This window comes from Tardiphaga sp. 813_E8_N1_3, from assembly GCF_051811025.1.
Taxonomy (GTDB): domain Bacteria; phylum Pseudomonadota; class Alphaproteobacteria; order Rhizobiales; family Xanthobacteraceae; genus Tardiphaga.
The window spans coordinates 1,393,770-1,406,445 of sequence record NZ_JBPWQE010000001.1; the positions used below are offsets into that span (position 1 = coordinate 1,393,770).

General features: G+C 62.5%; 10 protein-coding genes and 1 riboswitch. Of the genes, 7 read left to right on the forward strand and 3 right to left on the reverse strand.

Annotation, left to right across the window (positions count from 1 at the left end):
- The first annotated feature begins 67 nt into the window (after positions 1–67).
- The gene (locus AB8A33_RS06535; protein WP_439092023.1) at positions 68–1,339 is read left to right on the forward strand and encodes a Zn-dependent hydrolase; all 1,272 of its coding nucleotides are present in this window, start codon (positions 68–70) and stop codon (positions 1,337–1,339) included.
- Here AB8A33_RS06535 and AB8A33_RS06540 read toward each other — a convergent pair.
- Positions 1,336–3,324: a putative bifunctional diguanylate cyclase/phosphodiesterase gene (locus tag AB8A33_RS06540; RefSeq protein ID WP_439092024.1), complete on the reverse strand. Its 1,989-nt coding sequence runs from the start codon at positions 3,322–3,324 to the stop codon at positions 1,336–1,338. The two genes, AB8A33_RS06535 and AB8A33_RS06540, sit on opposite strands and share 4 nt — an antisense overlap.
- 271 nt (positions 3,325–3,595) lie before the next feature.
- On the opposite strand from AB8A33_RS06540, the gene AB8A33_RS06545 reads away from it, so the two are divergent.
- Positions 3,596–4,108, forward strand: coding sequence for a tyrosine phosphatase family protein (locus AB8A33_RS06545; protein WP_439092025.1), 513 nt, complete (start codon positions 3,596–3,598; stop codon positions 4,106–4,108).
- On the opposite strand, the gene cobS is transcribed toward AB8A33_RS06545, so the two are convergent.
- Positions 4,101–4,865, reverse strand: a complete 765-nt coding sequence (cobS, locus tag AB8A33_RS06550) for an adenosylcobinamide-GDP ribazoletransferase (RefSeq protein ID WP_439092026.1) — start codon at positions 4,863–4,865, stop codon at positions 4,101–4,103. The two genes, AB8A33_RS06545 and cobS, sit on opposite strands and share 8 nt — an antisense overlap.
- Positions 4,866–5,921, reverse strand: a complete 1,056-nt coding sequence (gene cobT / locus AB8A33_RS06555; RefSeq protein ID WP_439092027.1) for a nicotinate-nucleotide--dimethylbenzimidazole phosphoribosyltransferase — start codon at positions 5,919–5,921, stop codon at positions 4,866–4,868.
- A 99-nt stretch (positions 5,922–6,020) separates the two neighbouring features.
- A riboswitch (cobalamin riboswitch) is annotated at positions 6,021–6,211 on the forward strand.
- A gap of 109 nt (positions 6,212–6,320) precedes the next feature.
- Here cobT and AB8A33_RS06560 point away from each other — a divergent pair.
- Genes AB8A33_RS06560 through cobO form a run of 5 tightly spaced genes read left to right on the forward strand, consistent with a single transcriptional unit; the run spans position 6,321 to position 12,666 of the window.
- Complete coding sequence (locus AB8A33_RS06560; RefSeq protein WP_439092028.1) at positions 6,321–6,764, forward strand: DUF1636 domain-containing protein; 444 nt, start codon at positions 6,321–6,323, stop codon at positions 6,762–6,764.
- Positions 6,761–7,291, forward strand: coding sequence for a bifunctional adenosylcobinamide kinase/adenosylcobinamide-phosphate guanylyltransferase (cobU, locus tag AB8A33_RS06565; protein ID WP_439092029.1), 531 nt, complete (start codon positions 6,761–6,763; stop codon positions 7,289–7,291). The genes AB8A33_RS06560 and cobU overlap by 4 nt, the downstream gene beginning before the upstream one ends.
- Positions 7,292–8,305, forward strand: coding sequence for a cobalamin biosynthesis protein CobW (gene cobW / locus AB8A33_RS06570; protein WP_439092030.1), 1,014 nt, complete (start codon positions 7,292–7,294; stop codon positions 8,303–8,305). It abuts the gene before it with no gap.
- A gap of 15 nt (positions 8,306–8,320) precedes the next feature.
- Positions 8,321–12,043, forward strand: coding sequence for a cobaltochelatase subunit CobN (gene cobN, locus AB8A33_RS06575; RefSeq protein WP_439092031.1), 3,723 nt, complete (start codon positions 8,321–8,323; stop codon positions 12,041–12,043).
- Positions 12,040–12,666: a cob(I)yrinic acid a,c-diamide adenosyltransferase gene (gene cobO, locus AB8A33_RS06580; RefSeq protein WP_439092032.1), complete on the forward strand. Its 627-nt coding sequence runs from the start codon at positions 12,040–12,042 to the stop codon at positions 12,664–12,666. Before cobN ends, cobO begins: the two co-directional genes overlap by 4 nt.
- Positions 12,667–12,676 lie beyond the last annotated feature (10 nt).

The following is a 12,676-nucleotide window of genomic DNA, read 5'->3' on the forward strand; positions in this document are numbered from 1 at the left end:
GCTTCACGATGGCCAAAGTGTTCAACAATAATCGTGCCGGCGCCAGTGCCGCCAACTCATGAGCCTCATGCCGATCATGCCGACCGACACCAAGCCGCCCATCGATCAGAACGGCCTCTGGGACGACCATATGGCGCTCGCCGCCATCACCGATCCCGACAAACCGTGGACGCGGCGGTCGTTCTCACAGCGCTTTCTCGAGGGACGCGCCTGGCTGCGCGAGCAGTTCATCGCTGCGGGCATGACGGTGCGCATGGATGCCGGCGCCAACATGATCGCCCGGTTTGAGGGCAGCGTTCCCGGCCTGCCGCCGATCATGCTTGGCTCGCATTCCGATACGGTACCTTCCGGCGGCCGCTTCGATGGCATTTCCGGTATCCTCACGGCGCTGGAAGCCGTGCGTGCGCTGCAGGCATCTGGTTACGCGCCTCGGCATCCGATCGAGATCGTGGATTTCCTCGCCGAGGAACCTAGCGAATATGGTCTGTCCTGCGTCGGCAGCCGCGCCATGGTCGGCGAGCTCGATGCCAAGATGCTGACTTACACCAATGCGGCCGGCGAAACGCTGGCCGATGCCATCAAGCGTGTCGGCGGCGATCCGGCGGCCATCGCCGCAATGCAGAAGCCGGAATTCGTCGGCTATCTCGAATTGCATATCGAGCAGGGCGTCGTGCTGGAAAGCAAGAAGCTCGATCTTGGCCTCGTCACCGGCATCGCCGGCATCACCCGTGTCGAGATCGTGCTGCAGGGCGCGGCCGATCACGCCGGCTCGACGCTGATGGAATATCGCAGGGATGCAAGCCTTCCCGCCGCCGAACTCGTGCTGCTGGTCGCGCAGCAGGCCAATGCCTTTGCCGCGCGCAAACAGGGGCACTTCGTTGCCACCACGGGAATCCTTGAGATCAGCCCGAACGCTGCCAATGTTGTACCCGGCGGCGCGCGCATGATCCTCGATATTCGCGCCGAAAAGGCCGCGCTGGTCGATGAATTCGTGGCCTTGCTCGACCGCGAGAGCCTTGCCATCGCAAGGCGAGCCAAGGTCGAGCGCGAACGCTTCGCGTTGATTTCGCAAAATCCTCCCGCGCCTTGCGACGATCATCTGCTTGACGTGCTCGGACGTAGCGCCACCAAGCTCGGCTATTCCATGACACGGCTGGCATCGGGCGCCGGTCACGATGCGGCTTTCATGTCGCATATCGGCCGCAGTGCGATGCTGTTCATTCCGTCAAAGGACGGCAAGAGCCATTGCCCGGAGGAATGGTCGGAGCCGGAGCAACTGGCCGTCGGGGCGGCAACACTGTTCGAGGCGGTGCGGCTGCTCGACGGGCAGAACGACTAGCCGGCGGTGCGTTCGGCCAGCATGCTGCGTTGAGCGGAGGCGAGGTAATCCCCGACCTGCTCGATGCTCATGGGCTTGGCGAAGAAGTAGCCCTGCATGAGACGGCAGTTCTCCTTGTGCAGGAAGTCGACCTGTTCCGCGCTCTCGACACCTTCGACGATGCAGTCATGGCCGAGGCCGGCGCAGAGGCCTAGCATGGTGCGCAGGATCAAGCGCGAGGCATCGTCGGTTTCGATATTGCTGATGAAGCTGCGGTCGATCTTGACCTTGTCGAGTGGCAATTCGCGAATACAGCTCAGGCTCGAATAGCCGGTTCCGAAATCGTCCAGCGAGATGCGCGCTCCCAGGGTCTTCAGCGCATTCAACGCTTCGGTCGCCTGTGCGAGATTGCCCATCACGGCCGTCTCGGTAATCTCGAAGTCGATGCGGCTGGCCTTCACCTTGCTTTGCTGGACAACAGCAATGATCTTGAGGATCGACAGGGGAGAGGCGACGTCAACCGCAGAGAGGTTGAACGAAATCCGGACATGCTCCGGCCATGTCGCTGCCCCTTCGAGAGCCTTACGCAGCAGTAATGGGGTCAACTGGCCGATCATGCCGGAGCGCTCGGCGGCGACAATGAAGCTCATCGGCGGAACATTGCCGAGCTCCGGGCTCTTCCAGCGCGCCAGGGCTTCGAAGCTCGCGGGTTGTCGTGTCTCTGCGTCGATAATCGGCTGGTAGGCGATCCACAATTCCTGTTCGAGGTCGGCACCGGCCAAGGCCCGACTCACAGAGGAGGCCTCGCGGATATCGGCTTCGTGTTCTGCAGAAAACCGGACCGCTTTGCCACGCTTGTGCTGCTTGGCAAAAAACAGCGCATAATCGGCGCGCTCGAACAAATCCTGCGCGGTCTTGGCTGTGTCCGGAAATTCCGCATATCCGATCGAGCAGCTGATGCTTACTGTAATGTCATCAATCTCGAATGGGATGTCGAACAGGTTCTCAATGCTCTCTTCCGCTTCAACAATTGCATCCGGGTCGAGCAATTGGTCGCTGAACATAACGAATTCGTCGCCGCCCAGTCTGCCTAGAAACACGTGAGGGGCGAGATGTGCGCGCAGTCTGTCTGCGACTTCGACCAGCAAGCGATCACCCGTGTGGTGCCCATGGATGTCATTGATCGGCTTGAAGCCATCAAGATCCAGGATACCGAGCAGCAGGCCGCCGCTACTGTGCTCAGTGTTGACAATGCCGCGCTCAAGCTCGGCAAAGAAGTTCCGGCGATTGGGGAGACCGGTGAGGCTGTCGATATTCGAATTCCGGAAATTCTTGTCGCTCAGCACCTGCAGTTCAGCCTGCTTGGTACGCAGCGCCTTCTCCGAGTTCACTCGCTTCTCGAAATCGGAGTAATTGCCGAGCAGCATAAAGAGAACGGCCCCGATAACCACGACGAAGTTGAAGGCGATGGAGACGAAGACAACATTGTCGCTGGAGCCGAAAAAGAACGCGAAGGGCACGACAACCAGCGCCATCACGATCAGCGCTGCCGCGCGCAGATGCATGAGGCAGAAGCCGCAGCCGATCGATGTGACGGCCATAAAGAAAGCAACGTGGCTTTTGCTATAGGCGTCGCCATAGGGAAACAGGCTGAGGCTCCAGGCAGTGAACGCGACGCCGAGAATGCCTGCAAAGATGATCGAGCCGGTGAGCTTCTCGACTGCCTGGTTGAGTGACAGCGTGGTGTTCCGCGCTCTCAGCCAGCTCAGTATCCGGATCACACAGATTGCATCGAATGCAGTAGGGAGATAGACGGTAAGCAGATGTGGCGCAGTACCATAAAAGGTAATCGCAAGTGCCGTCGTGTTGACGACCACCAGCGCATACATCATCGGCACCTGACGGGTGAAGGCAGCGAGTTTCGCTTCCACCAGTTCGGGGTTTTCGCGCGGCACCCGGAAGATCGTTCCGATTTGTGATGCCGCCATTTCGAAGTAGTTCAGCATCGTACCGTCCTGGACTCTGCACTCGTGAGTTAGATACCTATCGCAACTTCTTTAAGATTGGCCTGCCTCGGCTGCTGAAAGTTCGAGATAGTAACCGATTGTTCTGATTGGTGTATTTTCCTCGATTCGCGATGGTGCAAGTGCGAAAAGGTCGGAAATGGTATTAAGAAACCGACCTTGCATCATCGACATCGCAGCGGCATGAGGTTGAAGAAGGTCCATTCGCCGTGGGTGAGAGGAAGGACATGACAACAGCGAGCAGGGTGTTCGAATGATCTATGTGAGCTCGCTTGGAGGCCTTGCTGCCGTGGCAAAATCGCTGCCGTCCTTCGATCTGCTGACCCTTCTGTCGCCCACATCGAGCAAGCGCGACTGGAGCGGGTTGGCGCGTGAGCGGCATGTGGAGCTAACCTTTCACGATATCGTCGAAGCGACGCCGGACCTGATCGCGCCCGATGCCGACGTCGTGGATACCATTCTTCAATTCGGCCGCGGCAGCATCGCTGATCGCCCGATGCTCATTCACTGCTGGGCAGGTATCAGCCGTTCCAGCGCTGCAGCTTACGCCATCGCCTGCGATCGCAATCTTGGCTATGAGATGGCGATTGCAGATGAACTACGCAAACGTTCGCCCTATGTGACGCCGAACAAATTGATGGTGCAATTGGCTGACGAACAGCTTGGCCGCGAGGGACGTATGATCGAATCCATCGCACGCATCGGCCGCGGCGCGGATGCTTTTGAAGGTGAGCCTTATCGATTGCCGTTGAACTGGCCTATTTGATCAGCGCTGCCACGCCGAGCAGAAAGCCGATCTCGAATAATTGCTCGACGGCGCCGAGCACGTCGCCGGTGTAGCCACCGATCAGACGACGCGACCAGAGTGCGAGCAGCGCGGCAAGCACTGCGCCGAGCAGAAGACCCGCAAAAAACGAGGCAACCGAGACGATCGCAAGCGGGATCGCCGCAAGCACGACGACAACAAGTGCAAACAACGATTCCTCAAACCGCACGGGCGCTTCGGCATAAGTGACCTTCATCGCACTGGCATCGCCGCCATAGGGCAGGCGGTTCATCACAAGGGCCGGCATGGCGCGTGCTGCGGCGTGGACGGCGATCAGCGCCGCCGCACCTGCCCAAGCCGGCAATATGGCGAGCGCCGCGACGCGGAGCGCTACGCCGAGGCCGAGTGCCAGTGCCCCATAGCTACCGATGCGGCTGTCCTTCATGATTGCAAGACGCTTTTCGACAGTCCAGCCGCCACCAAAACTGTCGGCGGTGTCGGCCAGGCCATCCTCGTGCAGCGCGCTGGTGATGACGATGCTTGTTGTAACCGCCAGCAAAGCCGCGATCAGCGGTGACCAGAATTCGCTGGCAACAAGAAACACAATCGCGGAGGAGGTCCCAATGCCGGCACCGACGATCGGAAAATACTTCATTGCACGCGCAAGCCAGTCAGCTTCCTGCGCGTCGACAGTTTCCGGTACCGGCAGCACCGTCAGGAAACGGATCGCATTCAAAAGATGCGGATCCAGTCTCATCTAGATCTTTCCGGCCAGCACGTCGTCGAGGCTCGCAACATCGGTCAGCATGCGCGCGGCGGCACGGACCACCGGCACCGCAAGCAGCGCGCCGGTGCCTTCGCCGAGCCGCAAGCCGAGATCGAGTAGCGGCTTGGCATCGAGCGCATCGAGTACGATATCGTGGCCGCGTTCGGCCGAACGGTGCGCGAAGACGCAATAGTCGCGTGCAGCCGAGCACAGACGAACGGCGAGCAATGCCGCAGCGCTGGAGATGAAGCCGTCGATGATCACCGGCCGCCGTTGCGAAGCTGCGCCGAGGATCGCTCCGGCCATGCCCGCGATTTCCAGTCCGCCGAATTCAGCCAGCACATCCAGCGGCGCCGTTGCGGCGCTGCGCGCTGCCGCTTTCGTGATCGCCGCGCGCTTGCGCGCCATGCCAGCGTCATCCTGCCCGGCGCCAACACCGATACAATCATCCAGTGGTGCCGGTGCGAGTCGATGAACCACCAATGCCGAGGAGGCCGTGTTGCCAATTCCCATCTCGCCGAGCGCGATGATGTCGGCGCCAGCCTTGATCTCGCCAACCGCGATTCTGAAACCGCGCGTCAGCGCATCGGCTGCGTGCTCTGCCGTCATCGCTGGCTCGCGCGCGGCGTTGGCTGTGCCCATGCGGACCTTGGCGTCGATCAGCTTCGGATGCACAGGCAGTTCCGCAGCGACGCCGATGTCGATCACGCGGACGTCGATGTTGTTGGCCGTGGCGAAGGCATTGGCCGTGGCGCGGCCGGCCAGATAGGTCATCACCATCGCGACCGTGACGGCCGACGGATATTGCGACACGCCTTCGGCCACGAGTCCGTGATCCCCGGCAAATACCAGCAGCACGGCATTGTCGCCGCGCGGTTCGCCAGGATGCCGGATCATGCCGAGCTGCAGCGCCAGGTCCTCGATTCTCCCCAGCGATCCCGGCGGCTTGGCCTTGCCGTCGATGACGGCACGGATGCCTGCCGCGATCTGCGGGTCAACAGGCGCAATGGCGGGCGGCTGCCACAAGGGCTGGGAATGGGCGGACATGAGGTTCCTTTTCGCGGCCTAACTGACGCAAGACGACCTGCAAGGTCAACAGGTCCGGGCGACAGTCCGTCGGCGCGGTTGACCCCGGCGCACCCGGCAGATAGCGTCTTTTGCGATGGTCCTTCCGCGTGGAAGGTGAATAGGGAAGCCGGTTTGAGGCCGGCGCTGCCCCCGCAACTGTAAGCGACGAGCCCGCGCCGGTGCCACTGGGAATTCTTCAGAATTCTTGGGAAGGCGGCAACAGGCTTTGACTCGCAAGCCAGGAGACCTGCCATCACGAACTGTGCTTTGGAGGCGTCGTCGGGGCGGGGTGCACCGGACGGGAGCGAACCGACGGCAATGCTGTCGGCGCGATCCAACAAAGCTCGTAAGCCCGTGAGGGCGTGAACTGAGCATGTCATGGATCACGACAGCGCCGATATCTCTGGCGAACAAATTTCGGTCGAACCGCCGCGCTCCGTGCCGGCTGGTCCCGTTGTCGTGAGCGTGTGCATCAGCTGCAAGGCCGCCGAAACTGGCACGATCATCGGGCCGGACATGTTCGATGCGGTGAAGGCCGCGCTCGGCGATGGCGCCGTGATGGTGCGTCCGGTGCAGTGCCTCAGCGTCTGCAAGCGACCGGCGACGGTCGCGGTGACGAGTCCTGACGGCTACACATTTTTGTTCGGTGATCTGCAGACCGACAGCGGCAGCGCGGCGTTGGTGTCCTTCGTGGAGTCCTATCAGAAATCCGACTACGGCCTGGTGCCTTGGCGCGAGCGCGCCGAGGTGCTGCGGAAGGGTATGGTCGCGCGCGTGCCACCGATGCGTTGGTCGCCTGAAGACGGGCGTGCTCCGAAATGACCGCCGCGACAACGACATTGGTGCTGGGCGGTGCGCGGTCCGGCAAGTCGTCCTTCGCCGAGGCGCTGGTCAACAGCATCGGCTTGACGAAGATCTATCTGGCGACCGCAACGGCCGGTGACGACGAGATGCATGTCCGCATCGCGCAGCATCGCAAGCAGCGCGGTGAAGGCTGGATCACGGTGGAAGAGCCGCTGGCGCTGGTCGATGCCCTGACGCGCGAGGCGACGGTCGGCCGCGTCGTGCTGGTGGATTGCCTGACACTGTGGCTGTCGAATCTAATGTTTGCCGAGCGCGATCCGGAGATCGAGGCCAAGCGCCTTGTGCGTTTTCTCGATGTGTCGCGTTATCCGATCGTTTTCGTGTCCAACGAAGTTGGCCTCGGCCTCGTGCCGGAGACACCGCTCGGCCGCGCCTTTCGCGATGCGCAGGGCCGGCTCAACCAGATCATCGCGGCCGCCGTGCCGAATGTTGCTTTCATTGCAGCCGGGCTTCCGCTCTGGCTCAAGCGTTCCCAGGAGAATTGAATGTCCCGCGTTCCCGTCACCGTCCTCACCGGATTCCTCGGCGCCGGCAAGACCACGCTGCTGCGCTCGCTGCTGACCCAGGCCGATGGCCGCCGCATCGCCGTGATCGTCAATGAATTCGGCGATGCCGGCTTCGATGGCGGTCTTGTCGAGGAATGCGCGGCAAAGGCCTGCGCGCCTGGCGATATCGTCGAGCTCACCAATGGCTGCATCTGCTGCACGGTCGCTGACGATTTCGTGCCGACCATGGACAAGCTGCTGTCTCGTGAACGTCCGCTCGACGCCATCGTCATCGAGACGTCCGGTTTGGCGCTACCGCAGCCGCTGCTGAAGGCCTTCGCGTGGCCCGCGGTAAAGACCCGCGCCACTGTCGATGGCGTCGTTACCATCGTCGATGCGCTGGCTTTGTCCGAGGGGCGCGTGACGCTGGACGAAGATGCCGTTGCCGAGCAACGCGCCAGGGACGAGGGTATCGAGCACGACGATCCCATCGAGGAAGTATTCGAGGACCAGCTCGCTTGCGCCGATCTCGTGGTGCTCTCGAAGAGCGATCTCGTCGCCCCGGAAAAGCTCGCCGAGATCGAAGCCAAGCTGAAGGCTGTGCTGCGCCCCGGTGTCAGCATCGTGCGCTCCAAGGGTGATCTCGCGCCATCGGTATTGATCGGCCTCAATGCCGCTGCCGAGGACGACATGGCCGTGCGCGTCGGTCATCACGGCGAGGAAGAAGAACACGACCATGACGATTTCGACAGCATCGTCGTTAAACCGACCGCTGCGACCAGCATCGACGCGATGCGCGCGCGGATCAGCGACGCGCTTGGCCTCGACGGCGTCCTCCGTGTGAAGGGCCATGCCCGCATTGCCGATAAATCCGCTCCGATCGTCGTGCAGGCCGTCGGCGCCCGCGTTGAACTCGCCTTCGCCCGGCCGGACGTGACGCAGGCCGAGCATCTGGTGGTCATCGGCCTCAAGGGATTCGACGGCGACGCGGTGCGAAAGGCACTCGCCGGGTAACGCAGGTTCACCCGCATGCATCTGAAGCTCGATACCTCCGGCAGTATTGACGACGGCGACGTCGCCCGCGATCTCGGGCAGGACACTGCCGACATCGTCGTGCTGTCGGCGGCGGACAGCGATCTGGCGGCGTTCAATGCGGCGCATGCGGCACTGCCCGCTGATTTCCCGAGCGTGCGCCTCACCAACATGCTGGCGCTCGGTCATCCCGCATCGGTCGATCTCTATGTCGAGCGTACGCTGGCCAAGGCGAAGATAGTGATGCTGCGCATGCTCGGCGGCATCAGCTATTGGCCCCATGGCGTGGAGAGCCTGCGCAGCGACGCGCTGAACCGCGGTAGCAAGTTCGCCTGCCTGCCCGGCGAGATGGACTGGAATGCCGAACTGGCCGCCCGCGGCACGGTCAGCAGCGACGAAACCCATGCGTTGTGGCGCTATTGCAGCGAGGGCGGTGTCGACAACGCGCAGCTGGCACTGCGCTATGCCGCGCATTTGATCGGTCACGGTGAGGAGCCACCTGCGGCACGACCGATGCCGTCAGCCGGCTTCTGGCCGAGCGAGCCTGTGACGGATAATCGCCCCAATGCCATCGTGATCTTCTATCGCGCGCTGGTCGCCGGAGGCGATACGGCGGCAATCGATGCATTGCGTCTGTCGCTCGACGCGCGCGGCCTCAATGCGGTTTGCCTCTATGTCACCAGCCTGAAAGACGAGCGCTCCGCCGCGTTCCTGCGGGCTGCGCTGGCAGCCTATCCGCCCGATATCATCATCAACGCGACGGCCTTCGCGACGGCAACCGCGCATGACGATGCCGGTGTATTGTCGGCGTCGGGCTGTCCGATTCTGCAGGTCGCCCAGGCCGGCATCTCGCGCGCCAGCTGGGAAGCGTCGACCCGTGGCCTGACACCGCGTGATCTGGCGATGCATGTGGTGCTGCCGGAAGTCGACGGGCGCATCTTCGCCAATGCCATCGCCTTCAAGGAACGCGGCACAAGCGACGGCGGCTTCGCGCCGACGACACTGCAGCCGGTGCAGGATCGCGTCGATGCCACGGCCGATCTCGCAAAGGCCTGGGTGCGCTTGCGTCGTTCGTCAGCGAGCGAACGTCGCGTCGCACTGATCCTTGCGAATTATCCCAACCGCGATGGCCGTCTTGCCAACGGCGTTGGCCTCGATACGCCGCAGAGCCTGATCGATGTGATCGCCGCCATGGCCGAAGCCGGATACATCACGGGTGACGCGCCCGATATGACGACCGCCATGATGCAGCTGTTGCAGCAGGGTCCAACGAATGCGCTTGTCGGTCGCGCGGAGCGAAGCGGTGGCGTGACGTGGTCGCTAGCTGATTATAGTGCGGCTTTTGCGACGCTGCCGGCCAATGTGCAGGTCGCTATTGAGTCGCGCTGGGGCAAAGCTGCGAGCGATCCGCATGTCGTCGATGGCGCCTTCCGCCTTGGCCTGCATCGTTTCGGCAACATCACCGTCGGTGTGCAGCCGGCACGCGGTTACAATATCGATCCGAAGAGCACCTATCACGATCCCGATCTGGTGCCGCCGCATCACTATCTCGCCTTTTATCTCTGGCTGCGCCGCGACTTTGATGCGCATGCGGTGGTGCATCTCGGCAAGCACGGCAATCTCGAATGGCTGCCGGGTAAAAGCGCAGGCCTGTCGGCCGATTGTTTACCCGATGCCGTACTTGGTCCGCTGCCGCATCTCTATCCGTTCATCGTCAACGATCCCGGCGAGGGCATTCAGGCAAAGCGCCGTGCCTCCGCCGTGATCATCGATCACCTGACACCACCGATGACGCGGGCCGAATTGCACGACGATCTGGCGCGGCTGGAGAACCTAGTCGACGAATATGCCATGGCGACCGATCTCGATCCCAAGCGCGCCGCAGTGATCGCCGAGGACATTCTGTCACTCGCCCGCGCGCAGCAGATCGATGCCGACGTTAATGTCACCCGCGACACACCGACCGGCGAGGCGCTACGCGCGCTGGACGCCCATCTCTGCGATCTCAAGGAGATGCAGATCCGCGACGGACTGCACATTTTCGGCCGCGTGCCCGAGGACGCACAGCGCAATGATCTCCTGGTGTCCATCGCGCGCCTGCCGCGCTCGGACATCAAGCCGCAGGATGCGTCTTTGCATCGCGTATTGGCCGCCGATCTCGGTCTTGGCACGTTCGATCCGCTCACCCGTGATATGGCCGATGACTATCTGGGCCCGCGCCCCGGCATTCTTGCCGATGTCAGCGATGCAGTGTGGCGCACCACAGGTGATACCGTTGAGCGCATCGAAGGACTGGCGCTGCAACTCGTGTCAGGCAAGCTACCGTGCGATCCCGCCTGGACGCGCACCGCCGTAGTGCTTGGATGGATCGATACGAAGCTGCGACCCGCCATCGATGCCTGCGGTGGCGCCGAGACGGCCGCATTCCTCAAAGGCCTCGACGGTCAGTTCGTGCGGCCTGGTCCATCTGGCGCGCCAACGCGTGGACGCCCCGATGTGTTGCCGACCGGGCGTAACTTCTTCGCGGTTGATGTCCGCGCTGTGCCGACGCCATCCGCATGGCGCATCGGGCAACTTGCGGCAGAACGGCTCGTCGAATCCTATTGGCAGGAGGCCGGCGAATGGCCGCGCGCGATCGCGCTGTCGGCCTGGGGCACGGCCAATATGCGCACTGGCGGTGACGATGTCGCGCAGGCGCTGGCGCTGATCGGCGCCCGGCCGTTGTGGGAGGAAACCTCCGGCCGTGTCACTGGCTTTGCGATCACGCCGCTGTCTGAGCTGAAACGCCCGCGCGTCGATGTGACCTTCCGTGTCTCCGGCCTGTTCCGCGATGCATTCCCGACCCAGATGGATATCATCGGCTCTGCCGTGAGTGCCGTGGCCGCACTCGATGAACCCGATGACGCCAATCCCATCGCGGCCAACGTCCGCGCGCGTGCCCGCACGCTCGAAGCTGGCGGCATGACCTGCGAGATCGCGCGGCGACAGGCGACGCGCCGTGTGTTCGGCTCCAAGCCCGGCGCATATGGCGCGGGCCTGCAGGCGTTGATGGATGAAGGCGGCTGGAGTAACCGCGCTGACATTTCCGACGTCTATCTCGATTGGGGCGGCTATGCCTACGGCAGCGGAATCGACGGCGAGGATGCGCGCGGTGAATTTGCCGAGCGGCTGAAGGGCATCGATCTCGTCGCGCAGGCGCAGGACAACCGCGAGCACGATATTCTGGATTCTGACGACTATTACCAGTTCATCGGCGGCCTTGCGGCGACAGTGCAGACGCTGCGTGGCTCGGCGCCGCGCATCGCCCATATCGATACGTCGCGGCCGGAAGCGCCGATCGCGCGGCCACTGGCACATGAGATCTCGCGCGTGGTGCGCGGTCGCGGCGCCAATCCGAAATGGATCGCCGGCGTCATGCGTCACGGCTACAAAGGCGCGTTCGAGATCGCGGCCACGGTTGATTATCTGTTCGGTTTTGCGGCCTCTACCAATGCGGTCGCCAATCACCATTTCGATCAGCTGTTCGCCTCCTATTTGGAAAATGACGAAGTTCGAGGCTTCATGGCTTCCGCCAATCCAGCGGCGCTGCGCGAGACGGCGGCGCGCTTTGCGGAAGCCATCCGCCGGGATCTGTGGACGCCGCGTTCCAACCGCGCTGCCGATCTAATCGCCGAACTTCTGCCGCAGGCACATCAAGAGATCGCAAAGGAAATCGCATGACCGAACTCGCCCACGACGACGAAGAAAATGCCCGCCACAAGATCAAGGCCGCCAAGCACAAGGCAGCGAAGGACAAGATCATGGCGACCAAGGTCGGCGAGAAGGGCCTCTTGATCGTCCATACCGGCACCGGCAAGGGCAAGACCTCGGCAGCGCTCGGCATGGTGTTCCGCCATATCGGTCACGGCTATCCGGTCGGCATCGTGCAATTCACCAAGTCACCGGAATGGGACACTGGCGAAGCGCGGCTGCTGAAGACCTTCCCGGATCTCGTCACGCTGCACATCATGGGCGAGGGCTTTACCTGGATCACCCAGGACCGCGAGCGCGATATTGCTGCAGCGACCGCCGGCTGGGAGCGCGCCAAGGAAATGATGCGCGACGACCGCCATCGTCTGGTGCTGCTCGATGAGCTCAATATCGTTCTGCGTTACGACTATCTCGATCTCAACGAGGTTCTGACTTTCCTCCGCGACGAGAAGCCGGCCGACAAGCACGTGGTTATCACTGGCCGGAACGCCAAGCCCGAGCTGATCGAGATGGCCGATCTGGTCACCGAGATGACGCTGATCAAGCATCCGTTCCGCGCCGGCATCAAGGGCCAAAAGGGCATCGAGTTCTAGAGCATGATTC

Coding starts and splice junctions, on each gene's coding strand:
- AB8A33_RS06545 (WP_439092025.1), top strand. CDS start 3,596: ATGATCTATGTGAGCTCGCTTGGAGGCCTTGCTGCCGTGGCAAAATCG.
- cobS (WP_439092026.1), bottom strand. CDS start 4,865: ATGAGACTGGATCCGCATCTTTTGAATGCGATCCGTTTCCTGACGGTG.
- cobU (WP_439092029.1), top strand. CDS start 6,761: ATGACCGCCGCGACAACGACATTGGTGCTGGGCGGTGCGCGGTCCGGC.
- AB8A33_RS06560 (WP_439092028.1), top strand. CDS start 6,321: ATGGATCACGACAGCGCCGATATCTCTGGCGAACAAATTTCGGTCGAA.
- cobW (WP_439092030.1), top strand. CDS start 7,292: ATGTCCCGCGTTCCCGTCACCGTCCTCACCGGATTCCTCGGCGCCGGC.
- cobT (WP_439092027.1), bottom strand. CDS start 5,921: ATGTCCGCCCATTCCCAGCCCTTGTGGCAGCCGCCCGCCATTGCGCCT.
- cobN (WP_439092031.1), top strand. CDS start 8,321: ATGCATCTGAAGCTCGATACCTCCGGCAGTATTGACGACGGCGACGTC.
- AB8A33_RS06535 (WP_439092023.1), top strand. CDS start 68: ATGCCGATCATGCCGACCGACACCAAGCCGCCCATCGATCAGAACGGC.
- AB8A33_RS06540 (WP_439092024.1), bottom strand. CDS start 3,324: ATGCTGAACTACTTCGAAATGGCGGCATCACAAATCGGAACGATCTTC.
- cobO (WP_439092032.1), top strand. CDS start 12,040: ATGACCGAACTCGCCCACGACGACGAAGAAAATGCCCGCCACAAGATC.